Source organism: Maribacter sedimenticola (assembly GCF_900188415.1).
In the GTDB taxonomy this organism is placed as follows: domain Bacteria; phylum Bacteroidota; class Bacteroidia; order Flavobacteriales; family Flavobacteriaceae; genus Maribacter; species Maribacter sedimenticola.
In genome coordinates this window covers 838453-853804 of sequence record NZ_FZNV01000002.1, presented here as the reverse complement: position 1 = coordinate 853804, position 15352 = coordinate 838453, and the positions used below count along the sequence as shown (strand labels likewise).

The window sequence follows — 15352 nt, the reverse complement described above, 5'->3', positions numbered from 1 at the left end:
GATGAGTACAGCAAACAACAAACAGAGAACCATAGGAAAAAAAGTGAGTCTAACAGGAGTTGGCTTACATACGGGAAGCGATGTCACTATAAGTTTTTTGCCGGCAGAGGAAAATCACGGCTATAAGTTTAAAAGGGTAGACCTGGAGGGAGAGCCTATAATACCTGCAGATGCCAATCTTGTAGTGAATACACAACGAGGTACTAACCTAGAAAAGAACGGTGTTAAGATACAGACTTCTGAGCATGTATTGGCCGCTTTGGTGGGTCTGGAAATTGACAATGTGCTCATTGAATTGAATGCGGCCGAACCACCTATAATGGACGGCTCCTCCAAATTTTTTGTAAAGGTCCTTGAAGATGCCGGGGTAGTGGAGCAAGAAGCTGAACGGGAGGAATATATCGTAAAGGAGGTCATAAGCTATAAGGATGAGGACACGGGAAGTGAGATTACCATTATCCCGTCTGATGAATACCAACTTATGACCATGGTAGATTTTGGGACCAAAGTACTGGGGACCCAAAATGCTACTTTAGATAATATATCCGATTTTAAGTCAGAAATAGCCAATGCCCGTACTTTCAGCTTTTTGCACGAGTTGGAAATGCTATTGGAAAACGGACTTATAAAGGGAGGAGATTTAAACAATGCCATTGTATACGTAGACAAGGAAATTTCCGAGGCAACGATGACGAAACTGGAAAAGGCATTCGATAAAAAGAAGTTATCCGTAAAGGCCAACGGTATCTTGGACAATTTGACCCTTCATCATCCAAATGAGGCCGCCAGACATAAATTACTGGATGTTATTGGTGATTTGGCATTGATAGGCACACGTATTCGTGGTAAGGTCATAGCCAATAAACCTGGGCATTATGTAAATAACCAGTTTGCTAAAAAATTGGCTCAGATCATAAAAATAGAAAGAAGAAACAAAGTTCCTAAATACGACTTGAACCTTCCGCCGTTAATGGATATCCATCAGATTATGGATATGTTACCACATAGGCCTCCTTTTTTGTTGATCGATCGTATTATAGAACTTTCAGATGAGCATGTGGTTGGTATGAAGAACGTTACCATGAACGAACCTTTTTTTGTAGGTCATTTTCCGGGTGCACCGGTCATGCCGGGCGTTCTACAGGTAGAGGCAATGGCCCAAACCGGAGGAATCCTGGTCTTGAGTACGGTACCTGATCCGGAGAACTATTTAACCCTGTTCATGAAAATTGATAAAGTTAAATTTAAGCGCCAAGTACTACCTGGTGATACATTGATATTCCATTGTAGCTTAATAACTCCTATAAGAAGGGGTATCTGTCATATGCAAGCATACGCCTATGCCAACGACAAACTGGTCAGTGAGGCAGAGCTTATGGCACAAATAGTTAAAAGAACATAGTATGAACCAACCATTGGCCTATATACATCCGGGCGCAAAAATTGCTAAAAATGTTGTGGTAGAACCATTTACTACAATTCATAATAATGTCACTATTGGTGATGGTACCTGGATCGGCTCCAATGTAACGATAATGGAAGGGGCCCGTATTGGTAAAAATTGTAATATTTTTCCAGGGGCCGTCATATCCGCTTCACCACAGGACCTTAAATATGATAATGAGGATACTACCGTGGTCATTGGTGATAACACTACCATTAGGGAGTGTGCCACGATCCACAAGGGAACTGCGGACCGTATGAAAACGGTAATTGGTAAAAATTGCCTGATTATGGCATATTGCCACGTAGCCCATGACTGCCTGGTAGGCGATAACTGTATTTTTTCAAATAATTCTACCTTGGCAGGTCATGTAACCGTTGGTGATAACGTCATATTGGCCGGTTTGGTGGCCGTGCATCAATTTGTTTCCGTAGGTCAACATGCTTTTGTAACGGGTGGATCTTTGGTTAGAAAAGATGTTCCACCTTACGTAAAGGCAGCGCGTGAGCCCTTATCCTATGTTGGTATTAATTCCGTAGGGCTAAGAAGAAGGGGGTTTGAATCGGATAAAATCAGGGAAATACAGAATATCTATAGAATTCTATATCAAAAAAACTATAATAATACCCAAGCGGTTCAGATTATAGAAGCTGAAATGGAAGCAACCCCGGAGAGGGATGAAATTCTTCAGTTTATAAGAGATTCCCAACGTGGAATCATGAAAGGATATTTCAGCAACAATTAAATTATTATAAACTTTTAGTTAACTACAATAACATCAATTACACATGGCATCTACATCAGATATACGAAAAGGATTATGCATCAGATATAACAATGATATTTATAAGATCATTGAATTCCTACATGTAAAACCAGGTAAAGGTCCTGCTTTCGTACGTACTAAATTAAAAAGCGTTTCTACAGGTAAAGTATTGGATAATACATTTTCTGCTGGTCATAAAATAGAGGACGTTCGTGTAGAGACCCGTTCGTATCAATATTTATATCCAGAAGGTGAAACATATCACTTTATGAATACTGATGACTACAACCAAATCACTTTGCAGGAAAGCTCACTTGATGCTCCCGGTCTATTAAAGGAAGGGGAAGTCGTTAAGATAATGTTCAATACCGAGGACAGTATGCCATTATCCGTTGATATGCCTGCAAGTGTTATATTGGAAGTAACTTATACCGAACCAGGGGTAAAGGGCAATACAGCCACGAACGCTACTAAACCGGCAAAGGTGGAAACAGGGGCAGAAGTAAATGTGCCATTGTTCATTAATGAAGGTGATAAAATTAAGATAGATACTGCTACAGGTTCTTACATGGAACGTGTTAAGGAGTAATAACGACCATATTGGTTCAATAAATAGACTTAAAGCGGTCCTTTGAAATTTCCAACTTCTTTTACCTTAAAGCAAATAGCCGAAATCATATCCAGTGAATATGTTGGCGATGATAACTTTCCAGTGCTGGGCATGAACGAAATTCATGTCGTTGAACCCGGAGATATCGTTTTTGTGGATCATCCAAAATATTATGATAAGGCGCTGGCTTCCAAGGCCACGATCATTTTAATTAACAAAAATGTGGATTGCCCTGAAGGAAAGGCTTTGCTTATTTCTGAAGACCCCTTTAGGGATTTCAATAAGCTTACGGCCTTTTTTCAGCCTTTTGTACCCAGTAAGCAGCCAATTTCCATATCGGCCATTATAGGGGAAAACACGGTCATTCAACCCAATAGTTTTATTGGTAACAATGTAATTGTGGGAGACAATTGTACCATTCACAGTAATGTTACCATTTATGACAATTGTGTAATAGGTGATCATGTAACCATACATGCGGGAAGTGTATTGGGAGCAGATGCATTTTATTACAAAAAAAGACCGGAGGGGTATGATAAATTGCGGTCAGGTGGAAGGGTGGTTATTAAAGATCATGTGGATATAGGTGCTCTTTGTACCATAGATAGGGGTGTAACGGGAGATACTACTATTGGCTTTGGTTCCAAATTGGATAATCAGGTACATGTTGGCCATGATACGGTCATTGGTAAAAAATGTCTCATTGCATCGCAAACGGGAATTGCCGGATGTGTGATCATTGAGGATGAAGTGACGCTTTGGGGGCAAGTAGGGACCAATAGCGGTATTACCATAGGAAAAAATGCCGTTATTATGGGACAAACTGGAGTAACCAAATCCGTTGCCGGTGGTAAGAGTTATTTTGGTACACCTATAGAAGAATCCAGGGAAAAATTGAAACAATTGGCATACATTAAGAAGATTCCGGAAATAATTAAAAAAATGAACGATAAATAAGCGTGTTAATGCTTTAAAATTCATTAACAAACCTATATTTTTGTTCTGTTAAAAATAAAAACTACAGTAGTATGAGCGTATTAGTAAATAAGGATTCCAAAATAATCGTACAAGGTTTCACTGGTAGTGAAGGTACTTTCCATGCCGAACAAATGATAGAGTATGGCACAAACATCGTTGGTGGTGTTACTCCGGGCAAGGGAGGTCAAGAGCATTTAGGAAAACCTGTTTTCAATACGGTTACCGAGGCTGTTGAGAAAGTGGGTGCAGATACTAGTATTATTTTCGTTCCGCCTGCATTTGCCGCAGATGCTATTATGGAAGCCGCTGAAGCGGGAATAAAAGTTATTATAACCATTACTGAAGGTATTCCTGTTGCGGATATGGTCAAAGTGGCCAATTATATTGATAAAAGAGATTGCAGGTTGATCGGTCCTAACTGTCCAGGAGTAATTACTCCGGGCGAAGCAAAAGTGGGTATTATGCCTGGTTTTGTTTTTAAGGAAGGTAATGTAGGAATCGTTTCCAAATCCGGTACATTGACGTATGAGGCTGCAGATCAAGTGGTTCGTCAAGGTTTAGGTATTACTACTGCTATAGGTATTGGCGGTGATCCAATCATTGGAACCACAACTAAAGAGGCCGTAGAGCTTTTGATCAACGATCCGGACACTGAATGTGTGGTGATGATAGGAGAGATCGGCGGACAATTGGAAGCTGATGCAGCACAGTGGTATAAGGCAAGTGGAAGTAAAAAACCAGTTGTTGGGTTTATCGCAGGTGAAACTGCTCCTGCCGGTAGAACAATGGGTCATGCTGGTGCTATTGTTGGTGGTAGCGACGATACTGCCCAAGCTAAAAAACGTATCATGAGAGAATGTGGTATCCATGTTGTGGATTCTCCTGCCGAGATTGGTATGAAAGTGAAGGAAGTAATGGGTTAAAACTCCATAAAACATAGAAAGAATCCCGTTAGTAGCGGGATTTTTTTTAGCCTATAAATGAAACAAGAGGTATATTTGATAAACATCGGTTTTAAAAAACGGACTTATGAAATTATTAGAAGATAAAAATGTAATTATTACTGGAGCAAGTAGGGGAATAGGTAAGGGCATTGCACAAGTTTTTGCCGATCACGGTGCTAATGTTGCTTTTACCTATAGTTCAAGCGAAGCCCCTGCGTTGGAATTGGAGCAGGAATTAAAAGCTAAAGGGGTCAAGGCAAAAGCATATAAAAGTAATGCGGCTAGTTTTCAGGAAGCTGAAGAATTGGTTGCCCAGGTATTAGAGGATTTTGATGGAAGAATAGATGTGTTGATCAACAATGCGGGCATTACCAAAGACAATTTGCTCATGCGTATGTCAGAAGCTGATTTTGATACGGTAATCGATATCAATCTAAAATCTGTATTCAACATGACCAAAGCGGTACAGCGTACCCTTTTAAAGCAACGTAAAGGTTCTATTATCAATATGAGCAGTGTGGTTGGTGTAAAAGGTAATGCGGGACAAACGAATTACGCGGCTTCAAAGGCAGGTATGATCGGTTTTACGAAGTCCGTAGCATTGGAACTAGGCTCAAGAAACATTAGGTGTAATGCTATAGCACCAGGATTCATTGAAACGGAAATGACTGAAAAACTGGATGAAAAGACAGTGCAAGGTTGGAGGGACGGTATTCCATTAAAACGTGGAGGTACTACTGAGGACATTGCTAATGCGTGTTTGTATTTTGCATCGGATTTGTCCAATTATGTTACAGGGCAGGTACTGAACGTTGATGGTGGTATGTTAACATAAATACTGCGTTTAAAGGGGAAGGCATTGTCCGTAATGTTCTTTCTAAGAAATAATCTTAAGGATATAAATGGAAAGCAAAACGATATTGTTTAGTATTCTTGCTGCTATTGTAGCGCTGGGTATCGTTGTTTTTCAATACTTCTATAAGCAAAAGGCTAAAACCAAAATTCATTGGTATTTGGCCTTTTTACGTTTTATAGGAATTTTTGGTTTATTATTGCTTTTGATCAATCCAAAGTTCAGCCAAAAGAGCTATACCTTGGAACAACCCAATTTAGTGCTCTTGGTGGATAATTCCGTTTCCAATGCTAAGAACAAAGAGGAACTTCAAAATTTTATTGCCACAATAAAGGCTAATAATGATATCAAGGAAAGGTTTAACCTGTCTCAATACGGGTTTGGGACTGACCTTGAAATAACCGATAGTCTATTGTTCAACGATAAAGTCACGAATATCCATAAAGCACTTTCGTCATTAAAAGAGGTCTACGCCCGTGAGCAGACCGTTACATTGTTGTTGTCCGATGGTAACCAGACCGTTGGTCAAGATTATAGTTATTTTAAACCGGACCCCAGTACTACCATTTACAGTGTTGTTTTAGGGGATACTACCAAATATCAGGATATTTCCATAGGGCCTGTTTTAACGAATACGTATGCGTTTTTGAAAAATAGGTTTCCGTTGGAGACTTATGTGTCCTATCAAGGTAAAACAGCGGTTTCTACGGTAGTTTCCATTAAAATGGATGAACAGGTAATCCATAGGGAAAAGATTAACCTAAGCGATCAGAATAACCTAAAAACCATTACAGTACAAGTTGACGCGAATTCTGTAGGATTAAAAAATTTGGTCGTAGAGGCATCAACGCTTCCCCAAGAAAGAAATAGGGTAAACAATAAAAGGAGTACACGTATTGAGGTAATTGATGAGAAAACAAAAATTGCCTTGGTCAGCAATATGCTACATCCGGATATTGGAGCCTTGAAAAAGTCAATTGAAAGTAACGAGCAACGGGAAGTTGTTATCATGGCATCTAATGTGCCTACTGAAGCTTTGGACGATATTGACTTATTTATCTGCTATCAACCAACGTCCAGTTATAAAAGGATTATCGATTACATTCAGGATAAAGGTGCCAATAGTTTTTTTATTACGGGAACACATTCCGATTTTAATTTTTTGAATAGTTTAAAGATTGGTATTGAAGTAGAAAATGGCTATCCGCAACAAGAAGTGTTCGGTGTAATGAACAATGCTTTTTCCAAGTATGATATTTCTACTTTTGAAATGGAGGATTTTCCTCCTTTGTTAAGTGATGCCGGACCTGTATTGATTACATCTCCTTTTGAGACTTTATTAGGTACACAAATTAAGGGTGTTGATATGCAAGAACCTCTCTTAATGGTTGTAGAAAATGCAAATACTAAGAATGCGTATCTATTGGGTGAAAATTTGTGGAAGTGGAGAATGCAAACTTTTAGAAATACCGGCGATTTTGCCAATTTTGATGCATTTGCAGGTAATTTAATTCGGTATTTGACCAGTTCCAATAATAAGGCGCGTTTAAATGTAGATTATGAAAAGGTATATGAAGGTAGTAGCAATACCATCATTACTGCAACCTATTTTGATGAAGCCTTTATTTTTGACCCCAATGCCAAAATGAATATTAAAGTTACGGATAAGGCTACACAAAAAAGCTTGACCAATCCTATGATTTTAAAAAATGGATATTTTGAAGCTGACCTATCCAATTTGGTCGCGGGGGAATATGATTTTTTGGTAACGGTCGAAAATGAATCCAGGTCAGCATCGGGGACATTTGTAATTTCTGAATTTGATATGGAAAATCAGTTTGTATCCAGTAATTCAAGACAAATGGAAAAAGTGGCTTTGAATGCCAACGGGCAAGCATATTATCCATCTCAGTTAAATGACCTTTTGCAGGAACTTATAAGTGGCGATAGGTATGTACCAATCGAGAAAAGCACTGAAAATATCGTATCTTTGATAGATTTCAAAATATTGCTGGCCATTATTATAATGGCATTTGCGATAGAATGGTTTATCAGAAAATATAACGGATTAATTTAATTGAACACTAATGGATAAATTACCTAAAATTGCATTACCTGCAATATTTGTTTTAATAGTACTAGTAATAATGTTTTCTAAATCTACGGTCACCATTGGTTCTGGTGAAGCTGGCGTATTGTATAAAACATTTGGAGATGGTGTAGTTACAGATGAACCGCCTTTAGGTGAAGGATTTCATATTGTTGCTCCATGGAATAAAGTTTTTATTTATGAAGTTAGACAGCAAGAAGTTTTAGAAAAAATGAATGTGCTTTCTAGTAACGGATTGGATATAAAATTAGAAGCTTCCGCTTGGTTTGAGCCTATTAGAAATGATTTGGGCAAGTTGCATCAAGAAAAAGGAGAAGACTATATTCAACGTGTTTTGTTGCCTACCATTAGATCGGCAGCAAGATCTGTAGTTGGTCGTTATACGCCGGAGCAATTATATTCCAGTAAAAGAGATGCTATTCAACAAGAGATTTTTGATGAGACCAAAAAAATTGTTGAGGGAGAATATATTCAATTAAACGAAATCTTGGTGCGTGATGTAACCTTACCGCCAACAATTAAAGAGGCTATTGAAAGAAAGTTACGTCAAGAACAGGAGTCATTGGAATATGAGTTTCGTTTAGTGACCGCTAGAAAAGAAGCTGAAAAAGTAACGATTGAGGCACAAGGTAAAGCCGATGCCAATAAAATTTTAAGTGCATCCTTGACAGATAAAATTTTACAGGACAAAGGTATTGATGCAACGCTAAAGCTTTCTGAATCTCCCAATACCAAGGTGATTGTAGTTGGTGGTGGTGAATCTGGTCTTCCTTTAATTTTAGGTAATAACTAAAACACGTAGAACATTATTTTTGTTTCATTTTAAACTTTTGTTTTGCGAAATGAAAAATACCTTTTACTTTTACAACAGAATGAAAAACAGAACTACACATCATCATATTCATACACACGCTCAGGCGAGGTAGGAATGTATTGTAGTAGAACAACATATTTAAAAACCCGTTTGAGCAATCAAACGGGTTTTGTATTTAAATCTCTTTTGGTTGCCAAGCATTAAATTAAAACAATGACTAAAATTAGAATTGCTATTCAGAAATCGGGAAGACTTAATGAGGAATCCCTTCAAATTTTAAAAGACTGCGGAATTTCAATTGATAACGGCAAAGATCAATTAAAAGCATCTTCAAGAAATTTTCCAATGGAGGTTTTTTATCTAAGAAATGGTGACATCCCTCAATACTTAAGAGATGGTGTAGTAGATATTGCTATTATCGGAGAAAATGTATTGATTGAAAAAGGAGAAGATATTTCCATTGCAGAAAAATTGGGCTTCTCTAAATGTAAAGTTTCCTTGGCCGTACCAAAATCCGTTAAATATAATTCGGTAAAGGATTTTGAGGGTAAACGTATTGCTACTTCTTACCCAAATACAGTACTTAACTATTTGAAGGATAAAGGGGTTAAGGCAGACCTGCATATTATTAACGGTTCTGTTGAAATTGCACCCAATATTGGGCTTGCAGATGCCATTTGTGATATTGTATCTAGCGGTAGTACTTTATTCAAGAATAACTTGAAAGAAGTAGAAGTAATGCTTACCAGTGAGGCGGTTTTGGCAGTTTCTCCCAAAATATCTAACGAGCGAAGAGAATTGCTTGAGAAACTACAATTCAGGATTCAATCGGTTTTACGTGCAAGAGCTTCAAAGTATGTCTTGTTGAATGCACCTAATGAAAAATTGGAAGGTATTTTAAAATTATTACCGGGAATGAGGAGTCCTACAGTTTTACCTTTAGCTGATGCGGGATGGAGTTCTGTGCATACCGTAATCAATAAAGATACTTTTTGGGAAGTGATAGATGAATTAAAAAAAGCCGGTGCAGAAGGTATCTTGGTTTGCCCAATTGAAAAGATGGTATTGTAAAATAGTATTAAGTACTGAGTATTAAGTAGTATTATTTGGAATTTATATTAGATGGAAATGTTCATTGTTCTATTTACATTTCGTAAACCAAAAACGAACAACTATCAGCGAACAACCATCAACGAACAACTAAATAAATAATGAATAAAATATATAATCCACAGAGAGTAGATTGGAACAACGTTTTAAAACGACCTACGCAAACCGTTGCCGATATTGAAGGTTTGGTGAATGGTATTTTTGAAGAAGTACGATTAAACGGTGACGATACTTTAAACAAGTATACCGAACAATTTGATAAGGTGGTCTTGGAAAATATGCTAGTGTCAAAGGCAGAAATTGAAGAGGCTCAAAAATTGGTTTCGGATGATTTGAAAGAAGCTATAAAGCTCGCAAAAACTAATATAGAGGTATTTCATAATGCTCAAAAAACCGAGCGTGTTGAAGTTGAAACAGCCGTGGGAGTTTCTTGCTGGCAGGAGAAAAGACCTATACAGAAAGTGGGATTGTATATTCCTGGGGGTACAGCACCTTTGTTTTCGACAATTTTAATGCTAGCGGTTCCTGCAACTATAGCCGGCTGTAAAGAAATTGTATTGTGCTCTCCACCGGATAAGGAAGGTAAACTGAATCCGGCTATTCTTTATACAGCGAATTTATGTGGTGTCACCAAAATAGTAAAAGTAGGTGGTATACAAGCTATTGCAGGAATGACCTTCGGTACGGCCACTATTCCTCAGGTGTATAAAATATTTGGACCGGGTAACCAGTATGTAACCGTCGCCAAACAGATTGCCACCAAGTATGGTGTAGCCATAGATATGCCGGCAGGTCCTTCAGAATTATTGGTGGTTGCAGATGATTCTGCAAACGCCGCCTTTGTTGCTTCGGATTTATTGAGTCAGGCTGAACATGGGGTGGATAGTCAAGTGATTTTGGTATCGACTTCAAAAAGTATGATCAATGCTGTTGAGAAGGAAGTAGCCGTGCAATTGGAAGAATTGCCACGTAAGGATATCGCAAAGCAAGCAATTTCAAATAGTAAATTAATATATGTTGATAACGATCAAGATGCTATTGATTTAATAAATGAATACGGACCGGAACATTACATTGTTTGTGTAGAAAATGAAGATTTTTACATTGACAACACCCAAAATGCAGGTTCAGTATTCATAGGAAATTATACTCCTGAAAGTGCCGGTGATTATGCATCGGGTACCAATCATACCTTACCTACCAATGGTTATGCCAAGCAATATAGCGGTGTAAACTTAGATAGTTTTATGAAGAGTATGACCTTTCAAAAGATAAATGAAAAAGGAATCCAAACCATAGGTAAGGCAATTGAGCTTATGGCTGAGGCAGAAGGCTTGCAGGCTCACAAAAATGCTGTGACCTTAAGATTAAACAGTTTAAAATAATGTCATTTTGGCTATGCTCAATGACCAATTCAATGTTGAACTAATGAGTTTCAATTTAAACAATATTACGAGGGAAAACGTTAAGGGTTTAAGTCCATATTCTTCGGCACGTGACGAATATGTGTCCGATGGTTCTACGATGGTTTTCTTAGATGCTAATGAAAATCCGTTTGAAAACGGTGTCAATAGATATCCTGATCCACAACAACGTAGTCTAAAGACAATTTTAGCTGCACAGAGAGGAATTAACGAAGAAAACATACTTTTAGGTAATGGTAGTGATGAAGTATTGGATCTGTTGTTCAGGGCTTTCTGTGAGCCTAAACAGGATAACATTATCACCTTGCCGCCTACATACGGCATGTATAAGGTGCTTTCGGGTATCAATTTAGTCGAAAATAGAGAAGTATTACTGACTACTGCATTTCAGCCGAATATTGCAGAAATTAAAAAGGCAATTGATAAGCATACAAAATTGTTGTTTATATGTTCTCCCAACAATCCTACGGGCAATAGTTTCTCTACTGCAATTATTGAAGAGCTTTTAAATTCTTTTAATGGGCTAGTGGTTATCGATGAAGCGTATATCGACTTTTCATCCGAAGAAAGCTGGACATCGAAATTAGCAGATTATCCTAATTTGATTGTTACTCAGACCTTATCAAAAGCTTACGGTATGGCAGGTATTCGCTTGGGCATATGCCTGGCATCTGCAGAGATTATTGCGGTAATCAATAAAATTAAACCGCCATATAATGTCAATCAGCTTACCCAAGACAAGGCTATTGAAAGAGTGTCTGACCAAACAGCGGTGCAAACAGAAGTTGCTTCAATTCTTGAAGAGCGTGCAAAGCTAATGGAAACATTGAAAACCATATCTTTTGTTTCTGCCATTTATCCTACCGATGCTAATTTTATTTTGGCTAAAGTTGATGATGCTACCCTACGTTATAATCAACTGTTGAAAGAAGGGGTTGTGGTAAGAAATAGAACAACGCAACCTTTATGTGAAAATACTTTGAGGTTTACAGTGGGTAATACAGCAGAAAATAAAAAACTTGCTGAGGCGTTAAAAAGGATATAACCATCAAACCAAACCAGATGAAAACCAATTTATTGTTTGTTATTTCCTTGTTTTTTGCAATTAACTTTTCTAATGCCCAAGATATTGAAAGGCTTGAATTTATTGCCGATAGTTTAAACTTAAGTGATGAAGAAACCGAGGCACTTATAAGTTTTAAGCAATATTCAGATAGTTTAGAAAGTACTTTTACCTATATCTATGATAGGTCCATGCTAAATGGTGATGTTGCTAAAATTATTGTGCCCAAAGGATACAAGTTTTTAGATAAGCCACAAGCACAGCGTGTATTATCTGATATTTGGGGCAACCCTGTTGATAATTCTGTGATGGGATTATTACTTAAAGAAGATGAGACTCCCGTTGAAACTAGTTATGCCATAGAAATTTCATATGCTGAAGAAGGTTATATTAAAGATGATGATGCCAAAGATTTAAATTATGATGACCTTTTGAGCGAAATGCAAGAAGACGCTAAAAATGCAAATCCTGAAAGATCAAGATTAGGTTACCCTACTGTTGAATTACTTGGTTGGGCTTCTAAACCATATTATGATCAAGATGATAAAAAATTGTACTGGGCCAAAGAACTCTTGTTTGAAGAAGAGGAGAGTAGCACCTTAAACTATAATATTAGGGTATTAGGTAGAAAGGGGTATATGAACCTTAATGTTATTGGAAATATGGAAACATTGAACGATGTGGAAGCTAACTTAGAACCAATTCTGGGTAGTGTATCTTTTAATACTGGCTATAAGTATTCTGAATTTGATCCGGATTTTGATGATGTAGCAGCTTATGGTATTGGAGGTTTAATAGCTGGTAAAATATTAGCGAAAGCTGGTTTCTTTGCGGTAATTCTAAAATTTTGGAAGTTCATCGCAGTAGGGGCAATTGCTTTGTTCGGTGGTGTGAAAAAATACTTTTTTGGGTCTAAAGAAAAACAAATTGCTATCGACACCAAAAATAGTGACCCAGAGGTATAGTTTAGAACATTATATATGAAATGAAAATGAAAAAAAGAGTACTATTTATAGACCGAGACGGTACAATAATAAAAGAAACTGTAGATGAGCAGATCGATGCATTTGAGAAAATGATTTTCTATCCTAAGGCATTTACATATTTAGGTAAAATAGCGAAAGAATTGGATTATGAATTGGTCATGATTACCAACCAAGACGGCTTGGGTACAGATGTATTTCCAGAGGATACCTTTTGGCCGGTTCATAATTTCATTCTTAAATCATTCGAGAATGAGGGCGTTGTTTTTGATAAAGTTTTTCTTGACCGTACTTTTCCCCATGAAAATGCCGACACTAGAAAACCTGGCACCGGATTATTGACCGAATATTTTTCTGAGGATTATGATCTGGAGAATTCATTTGTTATCGGTGACCGATTAACGGATATGGAATTAGCTAAAAACCTTGGTTCTAAAGGGATTTTTATTAATGATAATACCAATCTTGGTACCGGTGAAATCACAGTAAAGCGTGATGAATTAGATAGCCATATTGCTATTGAAAGTAATGATTGGGAAAAGATATATGAGTTTTTAAAGCTGAATGATAGAACGGCTGAAATTCATAGAAAGACCAATGAAACCGATATTGCCATACAATTGAACTTAGACGGTACCGGTAAAAGTGATATTAAAACCGGATTGGCATTTTTTGACCATATGCTAGACCAATTGGCTCGTCATGGGCAAATGGATTTAACCATTAAGGTTGATGGCGATTTAGAAGTTGATGAACACCATACTATTGAAGATACCGGTATTGCCTTAGGTGAAGTTTTTCATAATGCCTTGGGGAATAAATTAGGCATAGAACGCTACGGATTCTGTTTGCCTATGGATGATTGTTTGGCGCAATCCGCTATTGATTTTGGTGGCAGAAATTGGCTAGTATGGGATGCAGACTTTAAGCGTGAAATGGTGGGCGACATGCCAACTGAAATGTTTCACCATTTCTTTAAGTCGTTCACAGACGGAGCAAAAGCCAACTTGAACATTAAAGCTGAAGGCACCAATGAACATCATAAAATAGAAGCTATTTTCAAAGCCTTTGCAAAAAGCATTAAAATGGCAGTAAAAAGAGATGTTGAAAAGATGGTGTTACCAAGTACAAAAGGAGTTCTATAATAGTACAAAGTATTAAGTATAAAGTATTAAATCGTTCTAAGATTTGCTTTGTACTTCATACTGAGTACTTAATACTAGTTTTAATGAAAATTGTTATCATAAATTACGGCGCCGGAAATATACAGAGCATAAAATTTGCCATCAAAAGATTGGGTTTTGATGCTGTTTTAAGTAGCGATGCCGAGGAAATAAAAAATGCCGATAAAGTAATTTTTCCGGGAGTAGGTGAGGCAAGTAGTGCCATGAAAATGCTGTTGAATAGCGGTCTGGATAGCATAATACCAACCTTAAAACAGCCTGTTTTAGGTATATGTTTAGGCATGCAATTAATGTGTAATTCATCCGAGGAGGGGAATACCACAGGATTGGGCATTTTTGATGTTGATGTTATTAAATTTGATACTAGCGTAAAGGTTCCTCAAATTGGATGGAATCAAATATCGAAGCTAAAATCAAATTTGTTTGGCTCTATTGCCGAGAATGAGCATATTTACTTGGTTCATAGCTTTTATGCCCCATTGTGTAGCGAAACTATAGCTGAATGTTCGTACGGACTCAACTATAGCGCAGCATTACAAAAAGGTAATTTTTACGGTACGCAGTTTCACCCAGAGAAATCTAGTGATGTTGGTGAGAAAATATTAGAGAATTTTTTAAAAATGTAATGAAGCCGAATTACTTTATTTCCAAAGATAAAAGTCTATTAAACGTAGAAGCCATACAGGAGTTTATCGCAAATTCTTATTGGGGTAATAATAGGACTATTGAAGATGTAAAGACCACTATTGAACATTCGTATTGTTTTGGTATTTATACCACTGATAATGAACAAATTGGTTTTGCCAGGGTAGTAACCGACTATATCTATTTTGGTTATTTTATGGATGTCATTATCCTTGATAAATTCCAAGGTCAGGGTTACGGTAAAAAACTTGTAGCCTTTATGTTAGAAGACCCAATCATAAAAAACCTAAAAACACTTGCATTAAAAACCAAGGATGCCCATAAAATGTATGAGCGTTACGGATTTAATAAAATAGGAGATTCAGCATTGTGGATGTCTGTTGATAAACAAATTTTAGAATAGTTAGTGAAAAGTACAGAGTAT

At 37.3% G+C, this 15352-nt stretch carries 15 protein-coding genes; all 15 read left to right on the top strand.

The genetic code is table 11. The features are described from left to right. The first annotated feature begins 1 nt into the window (after position 1). Positions 2–1402: a bifunctional UDP-3-O-[3-hydroxymyristoyl] N-acetylglucosamine deacetylase/3-hydroxyacyl-ACP dehydratase gene (locus CHB68_RS08865; protein WP_089260472.1), complete on the top strand. Its 1401-nt coding sequence runs from the start codon at positions 2–4 to the stop codon at positions 1400–1402. 1 nt (position 1403) lies between these two features. After that, positions 1404–2189 (top strand): acyl-ACP--UDP-N-acetylglucosamine O-acyltransferase, encoded by a 786-nt coding sequence (gene lpxA / locus CHB68_RS08860; protein WP_089260471.1) that lies wholly within the window; start codon positions 1404–1406, stop codon positions 2187–2189. Positions 2190–2232: 43 nt separating this feature from the next. Then, positions 2233–2799, top strand: coding sequence for an elongation factor P (gene efp / locus CHB68_RS08855; protein WP_089260470.1), 567 nt, complete (start codon positions 2233–2235; stop codon positions 2797–2799). 42 nt (positions 2800–2841) lie between these two features. Beyond that, the gene (locus CHB68_RS08850) at positions 2842–3777 is read left to right on the top strand and encodes a UDP-3-O-(3-hydroxymyristoyl)glucosamine N-acyltransferase (RefSeq protein ID WP_089260469.1); all 936 of its coding nucleotides are present in this window, start codon (positions 2842–2844) and stop codon (positions 3775–3777) included. 71 nt (positions 3778–3848) lie between these two features. Continuing rightward, on the top strand, positions 3849–4721 hold the full coding sequence (sucD, locus tag CHB68_RS08845) for a succinate--CoA ligase subunit alpha (protein ID WP_089260468.1): 873 nt from the start codon (positions 3849–3851) through the stop codon (positions 4719–4721). A gap of 106 nt (positions 4722–4827) precedes the next feature. Beyond that, positions 4828–5577: a 3-oxoacyl-[acyl-carrier-protein] reductase gene (gene fabG, locus CHB68_RS08840; protein WP_089260467.1), complete on the top strand. Its 750-nt coding sequence runs from the start codon at positions 4828–4830 to the stop codon at positions 5575–5577. A gap of 67 nt (positions 5578–5644) precedes the next feature. After that, positions 5645–7672 (top strand): hypothetical protein, encoded by a 2028-nt coding sequence (locus CHB68_RS08835; RefSeq protein ID WP_089260466.1) that lies wholly within the window; start codon positions 5645–5647, stop codon positions 7670–7672. 10 nt (positions 7673–7682) lie between these two features. Next, positions 7683–8498, top strand: a complete 816-nt coding sequence (locus CHB68_RS08830; protein ID WP_058102626.1) for a prohibitin family protein — start codon at positions 7683–7685, stop codon at positions 8496–8498. A gap of 234 nt (positions 8499–8732) precedes the next feature. Then, positions 8733–9590: an ATP phosphoribosyltransferase gene (gene hisG / locus CHB68_RS08825; RefSeq protein ID WP_058102627.1), complete on the top strand. Its 858-nt coding sequence runs from the start codon at positions 8733–8735 to the stop codon at positions 9588–9590. Positions 9591–9730: 140 nt separating this feature from the next. Continuing rightward, positions 9731–11014: a histidinol dehydrogenase gene (hisD, locus tag CHB68_RS08820; protein ID WP_089260465.1), complete on the top strand. Its 1284-nt coding sequence runs from the start codon at positions 9731–9733 to the stop codon at positions 11012–11014. 43 nt (positions 11015–11057) lie between these two features. After that, entirely contained in the window at positions 11058–12098 is a 1041-nt protein-coding gene (hisC, locus tag CHB68_RS08815; RefSeq protein ID WP_089260627.1) for a histidinol-phosphate transaminase, read from the top strand. Between the two features lie 17 nt (positions 12099–12115). Next, positions 12116–13081 carry a DUF2167 domain-containing protein gene (locus tag CHB68_RS08810; RefSeq protein WP_089260464.1) on the top strand — a complete coding sequence of 322 codons (966 nt, stop codon included), beginning with the start codon at positions 12116–12118 and terminating at the stop codon, positions 13079–13081. A 26-nt stretch (positions 13082–13107) separates the two neighbouring features. Then, the gene (gene hisB, locus CHB68_RS08805; RefSeq protein ID WP_058102629.1) at positions 13108–14244 is read left to right on the top strand and encodes a bifunctional histidinol-phosphatase/imidazoleglycerol-phosphate dehydratase HisB; all 1137 of its coding nucleotides are present in this window, start codon (positions 13108–13110) and stop codon (positions 14242–14244) included. 83 nt (positions 14245–14327) lie between these two features. Beyond that, on the top strand, positions 14328–14909 hold the full coding sequence (hisH, locus tag CHB68_RS08800) for an imidazole glycerol phosphate synthase subunit HisH (RefSeq protein ID WP_089260463.1): 582 nt from the start codon (positions 14328–14330) through the stop codon (positions 14907–14909). Next, a complete protein-coding gene (locus CHB68_RS08795; protein ID WP_058102631.1) occupies positions 14909–15331 on the top strand; it encodes a GNAT family N-acetyltransferase in 423 nt (140 codons plus the stop codon). The genes hisH and CHB68_RS08795 overlap by 1 nt, the downstream gene beginning before the upstream one ends. Positions 15332–15352: the final 21 nt, after the last annotated feature.

Coding starts and splice junctions, on each gene's coding strand:
- CHB68_RS08865 (WP_089260472.1), top strand. CDS start 2: ATGAGTACAGCAAACAACAAACAGAGAACCATAGGAAAAAAAGTGAGT.
- lpxA (WP_089260471.1), top strand. CDS start 1,404: ATGAACCAACCATTGGCCTATATACATCCGGGCGCAAAAATTGCTAAA.
- efp (WP_089260470.1), top strand. CDS start 2,233: ATGGCATCTACATCAGATATACGAAAAGGATTATGCATCAGATATAAC.
- sucD (WP_089260468.1), top strand. CDS start 3,849: ATGAGCGTATTAGTAAATAAGGATTCCAAAATAATCGTACAAGGTTTC.
- fabG (WP_089260467.1), top strand. CDS start 4,828: ATGAAATTATTAGAAGATAAAAATGTAATTATTACTGGAGCAAGTAGG.
- CHB68_RS08835 (WP_089260466.1), top strand. CDS start 5,645: ATGGAAAGCAAAACGATATTGTTTAGTATTCTTGCTGCTATTGTAGCG.
- CHB68_RS08830 (WP_058102626.1), top strand. CDS start 7,683: ATGGATAAATTACCTAAAATTGCATTACCTGCAATATTTGTTTTAATA.
- hisG (WP_058102627.1), top strand. CDS start 8,733: ATGACTAAAATTAGAATTGCTATTCAGAAATCGGGAAGACTTAATGAG.
- hisD (WP_089260465.1), top strand. CDS start 9,731: ATGAATAAAATATATAATCCACAGAGAGTAGATTGGAACAACGTTTTA.
- hisC (WP_089260627.1), top strand. CDS start 11,058: ATGAGTTTCAATTTAAACAATATTACGAGGGAAAACGTTAAGGGTTTA.
- CHB68_RS08810 (WP_089260464.1), top strand. CDS start 12,116: ATGAAAACCAATTTATTGTTTGTTATTTCCTTGTTTTTTGCAATTAAC.
- hisB (WP_058102629.1), top strand. CDS start 13,108: ATGAAAAAAAGAGTACTATTTATAGACCGAGACGGTACAATAATAAAA.
- hisH (WP_089260463.1), top strand. CDS start 14,328: ATGAAAATTGTTATCATAAATTACGGCGCCGGAAATATACAGAGCATA.
- CHB68_RS08795 (WP_058102631.1), top strand. CDS start 14,909: ATGAAGCCGAATTACTTTATTTCCAAAGATAAAAGTCTATTAAACGTA.